This is a genomic window from Ramlibacter aquaticus (assembly GCF_015159745.1).
Classification (GTDB): Bacteria; Pseudomonadota; Gammaproteobacteria; order Burkholderiales; family Burkholderiaceae_C; genus Ramlibacter; species Ramlibacter aquaticus.
In genome coordinates, this window is the sequence record NZ_JADDOJ010000028.1 from 31389 (window position 1) to 45871 (window position 14483).

Below are 14483 nucleotides of genomic sequence, written 5' to 3' on the forward strand. Positions count from 1 at the left end.
GCCACGGCGGCACGACCGAGCCCGGCGCCGCCGGGCCCCACGCAAACGAAGGAGACAGGCAATGCAGATGAAGTCCATCGCGGTGCTGGCCGCGTTCGCCCTGGCCTCGGGCCTGGCCAACGCCCAGCAGCAGGGCGTGAGCAAGACCGAGATCCTGGTCGGCACCATCCAGGACCTCTCCGGCCCGCTGGCCGGCTACGGCAAGCAGGCCCGCAACGGCATGCAACTGCGCATCGACGAGCTGGCGGAACAGCAGGGCGGCATCCACGGCCGCAAGATCAAGCTGCTGGTCGAGGACGACGGCTACGACCCCAAGAAGGCCGTGCTGGCGGCGCAGAAGCTGGTGAACCAGGACAAGGTCTTCATCGTCGCCGGCCACCTGGGCACCGCGCCCAACATGGCCGCGATGCCGGTGCAGTTCGAGAAGAACATCGTCAACTTCATGCCGATCACGGCGGCGCGCGAGATGTACGAGCCCACCAACCGGCTCAAGTACTCCTTCGCCGCCACCTACTACGACCAGATCCGCCTGGCCCTGCCGAAGATGGTCAAGGACAAGCAGGCCAAGAAGGTCTGCAGCATCTACCAGGACGACGACTTCGGGCTGGAGGTGCAGCGCGGCGCCGAGGCCGGCGCCAAGGCGGCCGGCATGGAGATCGCCGAGAAGACCACCTTCAAGCGCGGCGCGACCGACTTCTCCTCGCAGGTGGCCCGGCTCAAGGCCGCCAACTGCGACCTGGTGGTGCTGGGCACCATCATCCGCGAGACCATCGGCACCATCGCCGAGTCGCGCAAGACCGGCTTCAACCCGACCTTCCTGGGCTCCTCGGCGGCCTACACCGACCTGATCCACAAGCTGGGCGGCAAGCCCATGGACGGCCTGTACGCCACCATGACGGTGCAGCACCCCTACCTGGACGAAGCCTCGCAGCCGATCCGCTTCTGGGCCGCCAAGTACAAGACGAAGTTCAACGAGGACCCGACCGTGTTCTCGGCCTACGGCTACCTGATCATGGACGAGTTCATCCAGGCGGCCCTCAAGGCGGGCCCCAACCTGACGACCGACAGCTTCATCAAGGCCATGGACAGCATGAGCTTTCCGGCCGACATGTTCGGCGGCCCGCCCCAGAGCTACACCGCCACCAAGCGCCTGGGCAACGACCAGTCGCGCCTGTCGCAGATCCAGAACGGCAAGTGGGTGGTCGTGTCGGACTACGTGAAGCCCTGAACGCGTCACGCGCCCGGTCAGGCCGCCCCCGGGCGGCCTTTTTCTTTCAATAATGCAGGCCATGCCCGCACCCCGCCCCGCCCCGCCCGATCGCCACGATCGCCCGCTGCTCGTGCTGGTGCTGCTGGCGACGGCCTTCTTCGGGCTGGTGCTGTGGCCGCTGGCGGGGGCGCTGTCCTGGGCGGTGTTCCTGGCCATCGTGTTCGCCGCCCTGCAAAGGCGCTCGGTGGAGGTGTGCCGCGGCCGCAAGGGCTGGGCCGCCTTCGGCACCCTGGTGGTGATCCTGGTGAGCGTGATCCTGCCCACGGTGCTGCTGACGGTGGCCGTCTCGCACGAGGCCGCGAACTTCTACGACCGCATCAAGAGCGGCGACGTGCAGCCCGGCGCCTGGCTGCAGCACGCGATCGAGGCCTCGCCCTCGTGGTTCCGCCAGTTCCTCGGCCAGGTCGGCGTGGACGACGTGCCCGGCCTGCAGCGCAAGCTGCTGGACACCCTGGGCAAGAGCGGTGAAGCCCTGACGGCGCGCGCCTTCTCCATCGGCCAGAACACGCTGGACTTCCTGATCAACTTCTTCGTGATGCTCTACCTGCTGTACTTCCTGCTGCGCGACGGGCCGGACCTGGTCGGGCGCGTGAGCGCGGCCCTGCCGCTGCAGCCGCTGCACACCCGGCGCCTGCTGGACCAGTTCGCGGTGGTGGTGCGCGCCACGGTGAAGGGCAACGTGGTGATGGCGCTGGCGCAGGGCGCGCTGGGCGGCCTGGCCTTCTGGGTGCTGGGCGTGCCAGGGCCGCTGCTCTGGGCCGCGGCCATGGCCCTGCTCTCGCTGCTGCCCGCCGTGGGGGCCGCCATGGTCTGGATCCCGGTCGCGCTCTGGCTGTGGTCCAAGGGGGAAGTCTGGCAGGCGCTGGGCCTGGCCGTCTGGGGCACGCTGGTGATCGGCATGGTGGACAACCTGCTGCGCCCCCTGCTGGTCGGCAAGGAGACCCGCCTGCCCGACTGGCTGGTGCTGGTCTCCACCCTGGGCGGGCTCACCGCCTTCGGGCCCAACGGTTTCGTGCTGGGCCCGGTGATCGCCGCGATCTTCCTTTCCGCCTGGGACATCTACGGCCAGGCGCGGCGCGAGCCGTCCGCCGCTCAGGACACGACGTAGACCCCGGCCCCCACCGACAACAGCTTGCCGCCCGGCCCGTGGAAGGCCATCCGGGTGTTGGCCACGCGGGAGCCGAGCCGGATCACCTCGGCCTGCAGCGTGAAGGCCTCGCCGATGGCCGGGCGCAGGTAGTCGATGCGCAGGTCGATGGTGCCCAGCTTGGAGAAACGCTGCAGCCGCTGCGCGGCGGGCTCGTCCATGTGGCGCGCGCCTATGGCGGCCATCACCGCCAGGCCGCCCATGGCGTCCAGCGTGGCGCTGATCACGCCGCCATGCAGCCGGTTGTGGGCGTAGTGGCCCACCAGCTCCGGCCGCATCGCGATGCGGCCCGTGACCTGCTCGGGCGCGAGATCCACGATCTCCAGCCCCAGCAAGCGGTTGAACAGGATCTTGTGCTCGAAGATGTCGCGCAGGCCGGCGACGAACTCGTCCTCGAACGGGAGCGGCGGCGCCGGTTTCATAGCCCCCACTGCCTCGCGGCCAGTTCCTTCATGATCTCCTCCGCGCCGCCGCCGATCATCATCACCTTGACCTCGCGGTAGATGCGCTCGCTCTTGGTGCCGCGCATGAAGCCCATGCCGCCCAGGATCTGCACGGCCTGGTCGGCGCAGAACTGCATGGCCTGAGTCGCGTGGTTCTTCAGCATGCAGACCTGGGCCACGCACTCGGGGTCCGACTCCAGGCGACCGGCATCCGCCATCGCCGTCACCGCCTGCAGCCAGGCGGCCGTGGACTCGATGCGCATGCGCATGTCGACCAGCTTGTGGCGTATGACCTGCTTCTCGATCAGGGCCGAGCCAAAGGCCTCGCGCTGGCGGGCCCAGTCCAGCGCCTCGTCCAGGCAGGCCTGCGCGAAGCCCAGCGCCATGGCCGACATGGCCAGCCGCTCGCCGTTGAAGTTGGACATGATGATGCGAAAGCCCGCCCCCTCCTCGCCGATGAGGTTCGCCGCGGGCACGCGCACGCCCTGGAAATGCATCAGCGCCGTGTCCGAGCACAGCCAGCCCATCTTGCGCAGCGCAGTGCGCGTCAGGCCGGGCGCATCGCCGGGCACGGCCAGCATGGAGATGCCGCCCGCGCCGCGCGCCTCGCCCGTGCGCACCGCGACCGTGATCCAGTCGGCCCGCACGCCCGAGGTGATGTAGACCTTCTCGCCGTCGAGCACCCACTCGCCGCCCTCGCGGCGGGCGCGCGTGCGCAGCGCCGCCACGTCCGAGCCGCCGCCCGGCTCGGTGATGGCCAGCGCGGCGATGCGCTCGCCGCGCAGCACCGGCGGAACGATCGCCTGTTGCAGCGCCTCGCTGCCGTGCCGCAGGATGGGGGGCAGCCCGATGTTGTGCGAGAACAGGGCGGCCATCACGCCGCCGCTGCCGCCATGGCGCGCCAGCGCCACCGAGAGCGCGTTGCGCAGCGCGAAGCTGGCCGTCGTGCCGCCCAGCGCCTCCGGGTAGCCCAGGCCCAGCCAGCCCAGTTGCGCCACCTCGCGGTACAGCTCGCGCGGCACACTCCCGGCTTCGTCCCAGGCCTCCACCTGCGGCGCGATGCGCGCCTGGGCGAAGCGCCGCACGGACTCGGTCAGCGCACCGATGGCCTCATCGTCCATGCTCATGCCAGCGGCTCCAGCTGCACCAGCAACTGCCCGGGCGCGGCCTGCTGGCCCACCGCCACGGCGACCTGGGCCACGCGGCCGTCGCGCGGCGCGGTGAGCGCGTGCTCCAGCTTCATGGACTCCAGCACCGCCAGGGTCTGGCCCTGGCGCACGGGAGTACCGGGCGCCACCGGCAGGGCGATCACCTTGCCGTTGAAGGGCGAGCGCAGCGCGTCCTGCGCGCCCGCGCCCCCGCGCGCGGCGGGCTCGAAGGACGCGTCCTCGGCGAAGAAATCCAGCGTGCCGCAGCGCAGGTGCCAGGCCGTGCCGCCGCCGGGCTGCGGCACGGGCAGCGCATCCGCCGCGGGCACGGCCGCCGCGTCCTGCGGCACGTCCAGCAGCTGCCCGCGGTGGCGCACCCGCAGCGGCCGGGGCCAGGGGCAGCCCAGCGCGGGGGCCGCAGGCGCGAACACGGCCTTGGCCGCACCGGCCAGCACCGCGTCCTCCTCGGCCCGCAGCCCGGCGCGCACCGCCTCGCCGGTGCGGGCGAAGAAGTCGATGCCGGCCTCGCCCTCCAGGAAGCCGGGCAGGCGCAGCGCGGCCGCCAGGAAGCGCCGATTGGTGGGCAGGCCGCGCACGTCCAGCGCGTCCAGCGCCGAGGCGAGCCGCGCCACGGCCTGGGCCCGCGTGGGCGCATGCGCAACGAGCTTGCCCAGCATGGAGTCGTAGTGCGGCGTGACCTGCAGGCCCTCGAAGAGCGCGTGGTCGAAGCGCAGCCCGGGCCGGGCCGCCGGTTCGCGCAGCCGGAGCACCGTGCCGGTGTGGGGCGTGAAGTGCTCGTCCTCGGCGCACAGCCGCACCTCGATCGCGTGGCCGTGGAAGCGCAGCGCCTCCTGCGCCAGCGGCAGGGGCTCGCCCCGCGCCACGCGCAGCTGCCACTCCACCAGGTCCAGACCGGTCACCATCTCGGTCACCGGGTGCTCCACCTGCAGGCGGGTGTTCATCTCCATGAGGAAGAAGGCCTCGCCCTCCACCAGGAATTCCACGGTGCCCGCGCCCACGTAGCCGGCCGCCTGGGCAAGGCGCACCGCGCAGGCGCCCATGCGCTCGCGCATCGCGGGCGTCATGGCGGGGCCCGGCGTCTCCTCCACCAGCTTCTGGTGGCGGCGCTGCAGCGAACAGTCGCGCTCGCCCAGGTGGATGCAGTGGCCGTGCGCATCGGCGAAGACCTGGATCTCCACGTGGCGCGGCGCGAACAGCGCGCGTTCCAGCAGCAGTTCGCCCGAGCCGAAGGCCGCCTGCGCTTCCGAGCGCGCGCTGCGCAGGGCCTCCACCAGGTCGGGCGCCGCATGCACCAGCCGCATGCCGCGGCCGCCGCCGCCGGCCGCGGCTTTCACCATCACCGGGAAGCCGATGCGCTGCGCCTCCTCGATGAAGCGGGCGTCGGCCTGGTCCTCGCCGGCGTAGCCCGGCAGGCAGGGGATGCCTTCGGCCAGCGCGATGCGCTTGGCGGCCGACTTGCTGCCCAGGCGGCGGATCGCCTCGGCGGGCGGGCCCACCCAGGTCAGGCCGGCATCGGCCACGGCCTGGGCGAATTCCGCGTTCTCGCTCAGGAAACCGTAACCCGGGTGCACGGCGTCCGCCCCGCTGGCGCGCGCGGCGGCCAGCAGCTTGTCGATGCGCAGGTAGCTGTCGGCCGAGGCGCTGCCCCCCAGCGCGACGGCCTGGCCGGCTTCGCGCACGTGCAGGGCGCCGGCGTCGGCGTCGGAGAACACGGCCACGGTGTCCAGCCCCAGGCGGTGCGCGGTGCGGAACACCCGCCGCGCAATCTCGCCGCGGTTGGCGACCAGCAGGCGGTGCAGGCGCGGGCTGCTCATCGCACCGGGCGCTTGGCGATGCCCATGGTCTTGGCGAGGATGCCCAGCATCACCTCGTCCGCGCCGCCGCCGATGGAAGCCAGGCGGCCGTCGCGGAACATGCGCGAGACCTTGTTCTCCCAGGTGAAGCCCATGCCGCCCCAGAACTGCAGGCAGGTGTCGGGCACCAGCCGGTTCAGCCGGCCCGCCTTGAGCTTGGCCATGGAAGCCAGCTCCAGGACGTCCTGGCCGCCCACGTAGAGCTCGCAGGCCCGGTAGGTGAGCGCGCGCAGGCTCTCGACCTCGGTCTTCATCTCGGCCAGCTTGAACTGCACCCACTGCTGGTCGGCCAGGGCCGCACCGAAGAGCTTGCGCTCCTGCGCCCACTCCACGGTCCAGGCGATGCAGTTGGAGAGCGACTGCAGGCAGCTCGCGGCGGCCCACAGGCGCTCCTCCTGGAACTGCTGCATCTGGTAGACGAAGCCCTGGCCCTCCTCGCCGATGCGATAGCGCTGCGGCACCCGCACCTCGTCGAAGTACAGCAGGCCCGTGTCGGACGAATTCATGCCGATCTTGCGGATCTTCCTGGCCACCTCGATGCCGCGCGTCAGCTGGCCGCCCGGCCCGTCGCGCAGCGGCACGATGACCAGCGACTTGTTGCGGTGCGCCGGCCCGTCCCCGGTGTTCACCAGCATGCACATCCAGTCGGCCTGCAGGCTGTTGGTGATCCACATCTTCTGGCCGGTGATCACGTAGTCGTCGCCGTCCTTGCGCGCCGTGCTGCGGATGCTGGCCACGTCGCTGCCCGCGCCGGGCTCGCTCACGCCGATGCAGGCCACCATGTCGCCGGCGATGGCGGGGGCGAGGAACTGGCGCCGCAGCTCGTCGCTGCCGAAGCGCGCCAGTGCCGGCGTGGCCATGTCGGTCTGCACGCCGATGGCCATGGGCACGCCGCCGCACTCGATGTGGCCCAGCGCCTCGGCCATGGCCACGGAATAGGAGTAGTCCAGCCCCGCGCCGCCGTAGGCCTCGGGCTTGGTCAGGCCCAGCAGGCCCAGCTGGCCCAGGCGCTTGAACACCTGGTGGGCGGGGAAGATCTCGGCCGCCTCCCATTCGTCCACATGCGGATTGATCTCGTCCTGGATGAAGCGCTGGAGCGTCTTCTGGATCTCCAGGTGCTCGTGCGAATAGTTCATGCCCTGTCTCCTTGCTGTCTCGTCTTCACATGCGGGCCACGCCGAAGGGCAGCGGGCGCGGTGTGCGCGCCGCCGCCTCGGCGCAGGTGTCCAGGCAGAAGCCCAGCACGTCGCGGGTGTCGCGCGGGTCGATGACGCCGTCGTCCAGCAGCAGGCCGGAGGTGTAGAAGGCGTCCGACTGGGCCTCGAACATGGCGACGATGCGCTCGTACTGCTCGCGGCTTTTCTCCGGGTCGGGCGCCAGGCCCTTGCGGGCCAGCGCGGCCTCGCTGACCATCTGCATGGTCCTTGCGGCCTGCTCGCCGCCCATCACCGCAGTGCGCGCGCCGGGCCAGGAGAACAGGAAGCGCGGCGCATAGCCGCGGCCGCACATGCCGTAGTTGCCGGCGCCGAAGGAGGCGCCGCACTGCACCGTGAGCTGCGGCACCGTGGCGCCGGTGACGGCCTGGATCATCTTGCTGCCGTGCTTGATCATGCCGGCCTGCTCGCTCTCGCGGCCCACCATGTAGCCGGTGGTGTTCTGCAGGTAGACGATGGGCTGGCCCAGCTGGCACTGGCGCTGGATGAAGTGCGCCGCCTTGTTCGCGCCCGCCACGTCGATGGGCCCGTTGTTGGTGATGAAGCCCACGTCGTGCCCGTGCAGCCGGGCCTGCACGCACACGGTGGCGGCGCCGTAGAGCGACTTGAACTCCAGCAGCTCCGAGCCGTCCGCGATGCGCGCGATCACCTCGCGCATGTCCACCGGCTCGCGCAGGTTGGCGGGCATCAGGCCCAGCAGGTCCTCCGCCGGCAGGCGCGGCGGCAGCACGTCCATGCGCGGCGCGGGGCGCTCCCAGCCCAGGCGGTCCATCACCTCGCGCGCGATGCCCAGCGCATGGCGGTCGTCCTCGGCCAGGTACTCGCCCAGCCCGGAGATGCCGCTGTGCATCTCGGCACCGCCCAGTTCCTCCTCGGTCGCCACCTCGCCGGTGGCGGCCTTGAGCAGGGGCGGGCCGGCCAGGAAGGCCCGCGAGCGGCCGCGCACCATGATCACCACGTCGGACAGCCCCGGCATGTAGGCGCCGCCCGCGGTGCCCGAGCCGTGCTGGACGGTGATGACCGGCAGGCCCGCGGCCGACAGGCGCGCCAGGTTGCGGAACAGAGCGCCGCCGTGCACGAAGCCCTCCACGCGGTAGCGCATCAGGTTGGCGCCCGCGCTCTCCACCAGGTGCAGGAAGGGCAGCCGGTTTTGCAGCGCGATCTCCTGCACGCGCTGGATCTTGTCCAGGCCCATGGCCTGGATCGCGCCGGCCTCGATGCCCGAGTCGCTGGCCACCACCATGCAGCGCACCCCGCTCACGAAGCCGATGCCGGCCAGCATGCCGCCGCCCGGGACCGACTTCCCGGGATCGGGGCTGTCCTGCAGCCAGCCGGCGAGGCTGCACAGCGGCAGCCAGGGCCGGCCCGGGTCCAGCAGCAGGGCCACGCGGTCGCGCGGCAGCAATTGGCCGCGCTGGTCGAACACCGGCCTCGACCGGGCCGAGGCGGCGGCCGCCCGCTGCTCCAGCGCGCGCCACTGCGCGATGCGGGCCAGCGCGGCCTCGCTGCGCTGCTGCGCGAGCGGGGCGGACGGGTTCCACTTGGAGGCCCAGGCGCTCATGCCGCCCCCCTGCCGCTTGCCTGCATGCCCTGGCTCATTCGCCCTCCTCGCGGAACACCCGGGGCACGACGGCCCGGTGGAAGCCCCCGAAGGGGCGTATGGCCGCGCGTTCGCGGGCCTCGGGGCCGGCGATGCGCAGGGGCCAGCCCATGCGCACCTGCGGCCGCGCGCCGTCCACGCGCAGCACGCTGCCGCTGATGAAGCTGGCCGCCGGGGACAGCAGGAAGGCCACCGCCGCCGAGGTTTCTGCCTCGGTGCCGAAGCGGCCCAGCGGCACGGTGTCGCGGTTGGCGCGCAGCATGGGCGCAGCCTCGGCGGGGTAATGGTCCATGCCGCTGGACGCGATGTAGCCCGGCGCCACGGCGTTCACGCGCACGCCGCTGTGGGCCCACTCCAGCGCCGCCGTCTCGGTGAAGCTCACCATGCCGGCGCGCGCCGCGCCGCTGTGGCCCATGCCGGGCATGGAGCCCCACATGTCGGCCACGATGTTGACGATGGCGCCGCCGCTGTGCTTCATGGCCTGCAGGTAGCACTCGCGCGCGAACAGGAAGCCGCCGGTGAGGTTGGTCGCCACCACCGCCTCCCAGCCCTTGGCGCTGATGGACTCCAGCGGTGCGATGTACTGCCCGCCGGCGTTGTTCACCAGCCCGTCGATGCGGCCGCAGCGCGCCAGCACGGCCTGGACCACGGCCTTGACCGCCGCCTCGTCGCGGATGTCGCAGGCCTCGCGGCTGGCCGTGCCGCCGTCGGCCGCGATCTCGGCCGCCACGGCCTCCAGCTTGTCGGGCTTGCGGCCCACCAGCACCACGTGCGCGCCCAGCGCCGCGAGCTCGTGCGCGATGCAGCGGCCGATGCCGGACCCGCCGCCGGTGACGATGTGGACCTGGCCGGCGAAGAGGCCGGGCCGGAAGACGGAGGCATAGCCGCTCATTCGGAGCTCCCGGTGAACAGGGCCAGCGCGGCATCGGCCAGCGCGTCCAGCGAGGCGCCCTTGCGCCTGTCGTACCACTGCACCGACCAGTTCAGTGCGCCGAAGATCAGCAGCCGCGCGAGCTTGAGTTCGCCATGCAGCCGGCCGGCCTGGTGCAGCGCGGCCAGCACCGGCAGCCACAGCGCCTCGTAGTCGCCCTGCAGCCGGGCCAGGGTGGCGCGCTGGCGCGGCGTGATCGCCCGGGATTCGTACAGCATCACCGGGATGAAGTCGTTGCCCGGCCCCAGCAGCACCTCGAAGTGCTGGCGGATGAGCTGGCGCAGCTGGGCCAGCGGGGGCTGGCCGGCGACCGCGTCCAGGGCCTGCTGCTGGCGGGCGACGGCGCGCTTCATGCCCTCCTCCATCACCGCGAACAGCAGGGCCTGCTTGGTCTCGAAATGGTAGAAGGGCGAGCCGCTGCGCATGCCCACCGCCTCGGCGATGTCGCGCGTGCGGGTGGCCTCGAAGCCGCGGCGGCGGAACAGGCGCGCCGCCGAGCGGATGAGCTCGTCGCGGCGGTTGCCGTCGGAGGCCTCCTCGGCCGTCTTGCGCGGCCGGCCGCGCGGGCGCTTCGCCGGGGCCGGGGCAGTCATCATGTCCATGGCCGGGGACGATAGCAGCGCCCCGCAATTTCAGCAAGCAGCCGCTTGGTGAAATTCCGGCACAGCCGGGCCCCGGCGCGACGGCGCGGGTGGCGCACAATGCCACTCCCGCAGACGACCCCCCGCGAGACCGAACCATGACCTACCCTAACACCCAGCTCTTCATCGCCGGCCAGTGGCAGGACGCCGCCGACGGCCGCACCCTGGCCGTGCACAACCCGGCCACCGGCAAGGAGATCGGCCGCGTGGCCCACGCCGGCATCGCCGACCTGGACCGTGCGCTGGCGGCCGCGCAGCAGGGCTTCGAGGCCTGGCGCGACGTGCCGGCCGCCGAGCGCGCCAAGCTGATGCGCCGCGCCGCCGGCCTGATGCGCGAGCGCGCCGGCGAGATCGCCGCCGTGCTGACGCAGGAACAGGGCAAGCCCCTGGCCGAGGCCAAGGGCGAGGCCCTGGCCGCCGCCGACATCATCGAGTGGTTCGCCGACGAGGGCCAGCGTGTCTACGGCCGCCTGGTGCCCTCGCGCTGGAACCTGGCACATCGCCAGATGGTGGTGAAGGACCCGGTGGGCCCGGTGGCCGCGTTCACGCCCTGGAACTTCCCGATCAACCAGGTGGTGCGCAAGATGGCCGCGGCCCTGGCCACCGGCTGCTCCATGATCGTGAAGGCGCCGGAGGAGACGCCGGCCGCGCCCGCCGCGCTGATCCGCGCCTTTGCCGACGCCGGCCTGCCTGCCGGCGTGCTGGGCCTGGTCTACGGCACGCCCGCCGAGATCTCGCAGTACCTGATCCCGCACCCGGTGATCCGCAAGATCACCTTCACCGGCTCCACCCCGGTGGGCAAGCAGCTCGCCGCCCTGGCCGGCCAGCACATGAAGCGCGCCACCATGGAGCTGGGCGGCCATGCGCCCGTCATCGTCTGCGAGGACGCCGACATCGCGCTGGCCGTGAAAGCCGCCGGCGCAGCCAAGTTCCGCAACGCGGGGCAGGTCTGCATCTCGCCGACCCGCTTCCTGGTGCACGAGAGCGTGAAGGCCGAGTTCGCGCAGGCGCTGGCCCGGCACGCGGCCTCGCTCAAGGTCGGCGACGGCCTCACCGACGGTGTGCAGATGGGCCCGCTGGCCAACCCGCGCCGCCTGACGGCCATGGCCGAATTCACCCGCGACGCGGTGGAGCGTGGCGCCCAGGTGGCGCACGGCGGCGAGCGCATCGGCGACGCCGGCAACTTCTGGCAGCCCACGGTGCTGACCGACGTGCCGCTGGACGCGCGCGTGTTCAACGACGAGCCTTTCGGCCCCATGGCCGCCGTCCGCGGCTTCGAGCGCCTGGAGGATGCGATCGCCGAGGCCAACCGCCTGCCCTACGGCCTGGCGGGCTATGCCTTCACGCGCTCGCTGAAGAACGCCGACCTGCTGACGCGGCGCGTCGAGGTCGGCATGCTGTGGGTCAACATGCCCGCCATGCCCTCGGCCGAGATGCCCTTCGGCGGCATCAAGGACTCGGGCTACGGCTCCGAAGGCGGCCCGGAGGCCATGGAGGCCTACCTCAACACCCGCGCGGTGACCATCGCCAACGTCTGAGGCGCCCTGCAGCCCGCGCGCCAGGGGCCAACGCGCAGGGCTGCGCATGTGCGTCGGCTTGCAATCGACGCGTGGGAGTGCGGCTGACACAATGGCCCGGCCCATGCAGTCTCATGACAACGACAACAGATCCCGCGGCGACACCGACGGGGCAGACTCCACCCTCACACCCCGCAGCGGCGAAGGCGCCCACAGCGCCCTCGAAGCCCTGCGCAGGCAACAGGCCCGCAAGCCGGCGACCGTGACCCCCGCGCCGCAGCAGCCGCCGCGTCGCGGCGCGCGCGAGGTCCCACCCCCGCTCCCGGCGGCCACGCCGAAACCGCCCCTGTCCGAGCCCTGAATCGCGCGGGAGGCGGGTGCCGCAGGTCCTGCGCCGCCCGGGCTCTCCCGTCACGCACGGGCTCTCGCCGTCACGCCCGAGCGCCCGGCGCGCGCGGGGCATGCCTGGCCGCGCCCGCCCGTCGCCATCCGGCGGCCACGGCCACCGCTGAGCGGGTGCCCGTGCCGGTTCCATGGGAATTCGTCCGGAGCGGCTTGCAAATGAGATTGATTCGCATTAAAGTTCACCCATCGTTGAACTCACCGCTCGCCCACCCGCCATGCGCTCCTTCCTCACCCTGGCCTTCGCCACCGCCCTGCTGGGCCTCACCGTGCAGGTGTCGGCCGCCGAGCCCGAAGCCCTGCTGGTCATCAAGGACCACCGCTTCCAGCCGGCCGAACTGAAGGTGCCCGCCAACCAGCGCATCAAGCTGGTGGTGCACAACCAGGACAGCACGCCCGAGGAGTTCGAGAGCCACACGCTCAACCGCGAGAAGGTGGTGCCCGGCGGCGCCAAGGCGACGATCTACGTCGGCCCGCTCAAGCCCGGCCGCTACGAGTTCTACGGCGAATACAACGAGAAGACCGCGCAAGGCGTGCTGGTCGCCGAGTAACGAGAAGCCCGCAGGAGACACGCCATGTTCGCCGCCGCACTCATCGTCTTTCGTGAATCGCTGGAAGCCGCGCTGTTCGTCGGCATCGTGGCCGCGGCCACCCAGGGGCTGGCCGGCCGTGGCCGCCTGCTCGGCGGCGGGGTGGGCATGGGCGTGCTGGGCGCGATCGTGCTGGCCATCCTGGCGCCGGTGGTGAGCGGCTGGGCCGATGGCCTGGGCCAGGACTTCGTCAACATCGCGGTGCTCTCGGTCGCCCTGGCGATGCTGCTGTGGCACTGCATCTGGGTCGCCGCGCACTCGCGCGAGATGGCGATGGACGCCCGGCGCCTGGGCCAGGAGGTCCAGCAGGGGCAGCGCGCCCCGCTGGCCCTGCTGGTGGCGGTGGCGCTGGCCGTGCTGCGCGAAGGTGCCGAGACCGTGCTGTTCGTGGGCGGCGCGATCACCGGCAGCGGCAGCGCCACCCCGGCCTCGTCGATCGCCCTGGCGGTGCTGGTCGGCCTGGGCCTGGGCGCCTCGGCGGGCTGGCTGATCTACCGCGGCCTGTCGCGCATTCCGGCGCGCCACGTCTTCGCCGCCACCAACCTGCTGATCGCCGTGCTCGCCGGCTCCATCGCCAGCCAGCTGGTCAAGGCCCTGGCCCAGGCCGGCCTGCTGGAGCGCTGGACCGCCCCCGTGTGGGACACCTCGGGCGCTCTTTCGCCCGACTCGGCCCTGGGCACGTTGCTGCACGCCCTGGTGGGCTACGACGCCCAGCCTTCCGGCGCGCAGATCGCGTCCTACGCCGCCGTGCTGGCGCTGATCTGGTTCGGCTCCCGCCTGATGCAGCAGCGCGCCCGCGCGCCGCAGCAGCGCTGACCACGCCGCCCCTTTTTTTCTTTCCCCCGGAGATTCTCATGCGCACCGCCCTGCGGGCGGCGGCCCTGGCCGCCCTTTGCTCGTCCACCCTGGCATCGCTGCCCGCCTTCGCCGGCCCGGCGGACTATGTCTACAGCCCCATCGTGGAGGAAGGCGAGCGCGAGATCGACTTCAAGGCCGGCACCGCCAAGCTGCGTGACGGCGGCGGCCGCGAGTCGGCCTACTCGGTCGGCCTGGGCTGGGGCGTGAACAGCTGGTGGTTTACCGAGGTCTATGCCAAGTCGCACAAGGAGCCGGGCGAGAAGGCCGGCTTCGATGCCTTCGAGTGGGAGAACAAGTTCCAGCTGACCGAGACCGGCAAGTACCCGGTGGACATCGGCCTGATCGTGGAACTGGAGCGCCCGCACGACCGCAGCGAGGGCTACGAGCTTCGCTGGGGCCCGCTGTTCCAGGCCGACCTCACCAACCGCGTGCAGGCCAACCTGAACATCCTGGTCGAGAAGCACTACCGCGCGGCCGAGGCCAGCAAGGCCGAACTGGGCTACCAGTGGCAGCTCAAGTACCGCGCCCAGCCGGCCTTCGAGTACGGCCTGCAGGGCTTCGGCGACGTGGGCCCGCTGTCGAATTGGGAACCGCGCAGCGAACAGCCGCACATCGCCGGTCCGGCCATCTTCGGCAAGCTGCACGTGGCGCCGCACCAGGCCATCTCGTACAACGCGGGCCTGCTCTTCGGACTGACCCACGGCGCGCCCAGCACCACGCTGCGCATGCAGGCGGAATACGAGTTCTGAGGCCCTGGCGCGACCGTTGCGCCACCGTCCTACACCGGCGGCGCGGCCGCACCGCTAGAGTCGCAGGGCCTTGCCCCGCCTGCCGATGAAGCGCCCCTC

13 protein-coding genes are annotated in these 14483 nt (G+C 71.9%); 6 read left to right on the forward strand and 7 right to left on the reverse strand.

Features of this window, described 5'->3' with window-relative positions; translation table 11 throughout:
- Nucleotides 1-61 precede the first annotated feature (61 nt).
- Nucleotides 62-1228: an ABC transporter substrate-binding protein gene (locus IM725_RS08870; protein WP_193780217.1), complete on the forward strand. Its 1167-nt coding sequence runs from the start codon at nucleotides 62-64 to the stop codon at nucleotides 1226-1228.
- A 61-nt stretch (nucleotides 1229-1289) separates the two neighbouring features.
- A complete protein-coding gene (locus tag IM725_RS08875) occupies nucleotides 1290-2378 on the forward strand; it encodes an AI-2E family transporter (RefSeq protein WP_193780218.1) in 1089 nt (362 codons plus the stop codon).
- Here the strand turns inward: IM725_RS08875 and IM725_RS08880 are convergent.
- Genes IM725_RS08880 through IM725_RS08910 form a run of 7 tightly spaced genes read right to left on the reverse strand, consistent with a single transcriptional unit; the run spans nucleotide 2363 to nucleotide 10229 of the window.
- Entirely contained in the window at nucleotides 2363-2839 is a 477-nt protein-coding gene (locus IM725_RS08880; protein WP_193780219.1) for a thioesterase family protein, read from the reverse strand. The two genes, IM725_RS08875 and IM725_RS08880, sit on opposite strands and share 16 nt — an antisense overlap.
- A complete protein-coding gene (locus IM725_RS08885; protein WP_227753696.1) occupies nucleotides 2836-3987 on the reverse strand; it encodes an acyl-CoA dehydrogenase family protein in 1152 nt (383 codons plus the stop codon). The genes IM725_RS08880 and IM725_RS08885 overlap by 4 nt, the downstream gene beginning before the upstream one ends.
- Nucleotides 3984-5828, reverse strand: a complete 1845-nt coding sequence (locus tag IM725_RS08890; protein ID WP_287065709.1) for an acetyl/propionyl/methylcrotonyl-CoA carboxylase subunit alpha — start codon at nucleotides 5826-5828, stop codon at nucleotides 3984-3986. Before IM725_RS08890 ends, IM725_RS08885 begins: the two co-directional genes overlap by 4 nt.
- A gap of 11 nt (nucleotides 5829-5839) precedes the next feature.
- Nucleotides 5840-7018, reverse strand: a complete 1179-nt coding sequence (locus IM725_RS08895; protein ID WP_193780221.1) for an acyl-CoA dehydrogenase family protein — start codon at nucleotides 7016-7018, stop codon at nucleotides 5840-5842.
- Nucleotides 7019-7043: 25 nt separating this feature from the next.
- Entirely contained in the window at nucleotides 7044-8657 is a 1614-nt protein-coding gene (locus IM725_RS08900) for an acyl-CoA carboxylase subunit beta (RefSeq protein WP_193780222.1), read from the reverse strand.
- Nucleotides 8658-8691: 34 nt separating this feature from the next.
- Nucleotides 8692-9588 (reverse strand): SDR family oxidoreductase, encoded by an 897-nt coding sequence (locus IM725_RS08905; protein ID WP_193780223.1) that lies wholly within the window; start codon nucleotides 9586-9588, stop codon nucleotides 8692-8694.
- Entirely contained in the window at nucleotides 9585-10229 is a 645-nt protein-coding gene (locus IM725_RS08910) for a TetR/AcrR family transcriptional regulator (RefSeq protein WP_193780224.1), read from the reverse strand. The genes IM725_RS08905 and IM725_RS08910 overlap by 4 nt, the downstream gene beginning before the upstream one ends.
- A 137-nt stretch (nucleotides 10230-10366) precedes the next feature.
- Between IM725_RS08910 and IM725_RS08915 the strand changes: the two genes are divergently transcribed.
- The 4 genes from IM725_RS08915 (at nucleotide 10367) to IM725_RS08930 (ending at nucleotide 14384) form a co-directional block, all read left to right on the forward strand.
- Nucleotides 10367-11806 carry an NAD-dependent succinate-semialdehyde dehydrogenase gene (locus IM725_RS08915; protein ID WP_193780225.1) on the forward strand — a complete coding sequence of 480 codons (1440 nt, stop codon included), beginning with the start codon at nucleotides 10367-10369 and terminating at the stop codon, nucleotides 11804-11806.
- A 599-nt stretch (nucleotides 11807-12405) separates the two neighbouring features.
- Entirely contained in the window at nucleotides 12406-12738 is a 333-nt protein-coding gene (locus IM725_RS08920; protein WP_193780226.1) for a cupredoxin domain-containing protein, read from the forward strand.
- Between the two features lie 24 nt (nucleotides 12739-12762).
- On the forward strand, nucleotides 12763-13593 hold the full coding sequence (locus IM725_RS08925; protein WP_193780227.1) for an FTR1 family iron permease: 831 nt from the start codon (nucleotides 12763-12765) through the stop codon (nucleotides 13591-13593).
- 38 nt (nucleotides 13594-13631) lie between these two features.
- On the forward strand, nucleotides 13632-14384 hold the full coding sequence (locus IM725_RS08930) for a hypothetical protein (RefSeq protein ID WP_227753697.1): 753 nt from the start codon (nucleotides 13632-13634) through the stop codon (nucleotides 14382-14384).
- The last annotated feature ends 99 nt before the right edge of the window (nucleotides 14385-14483 follow it).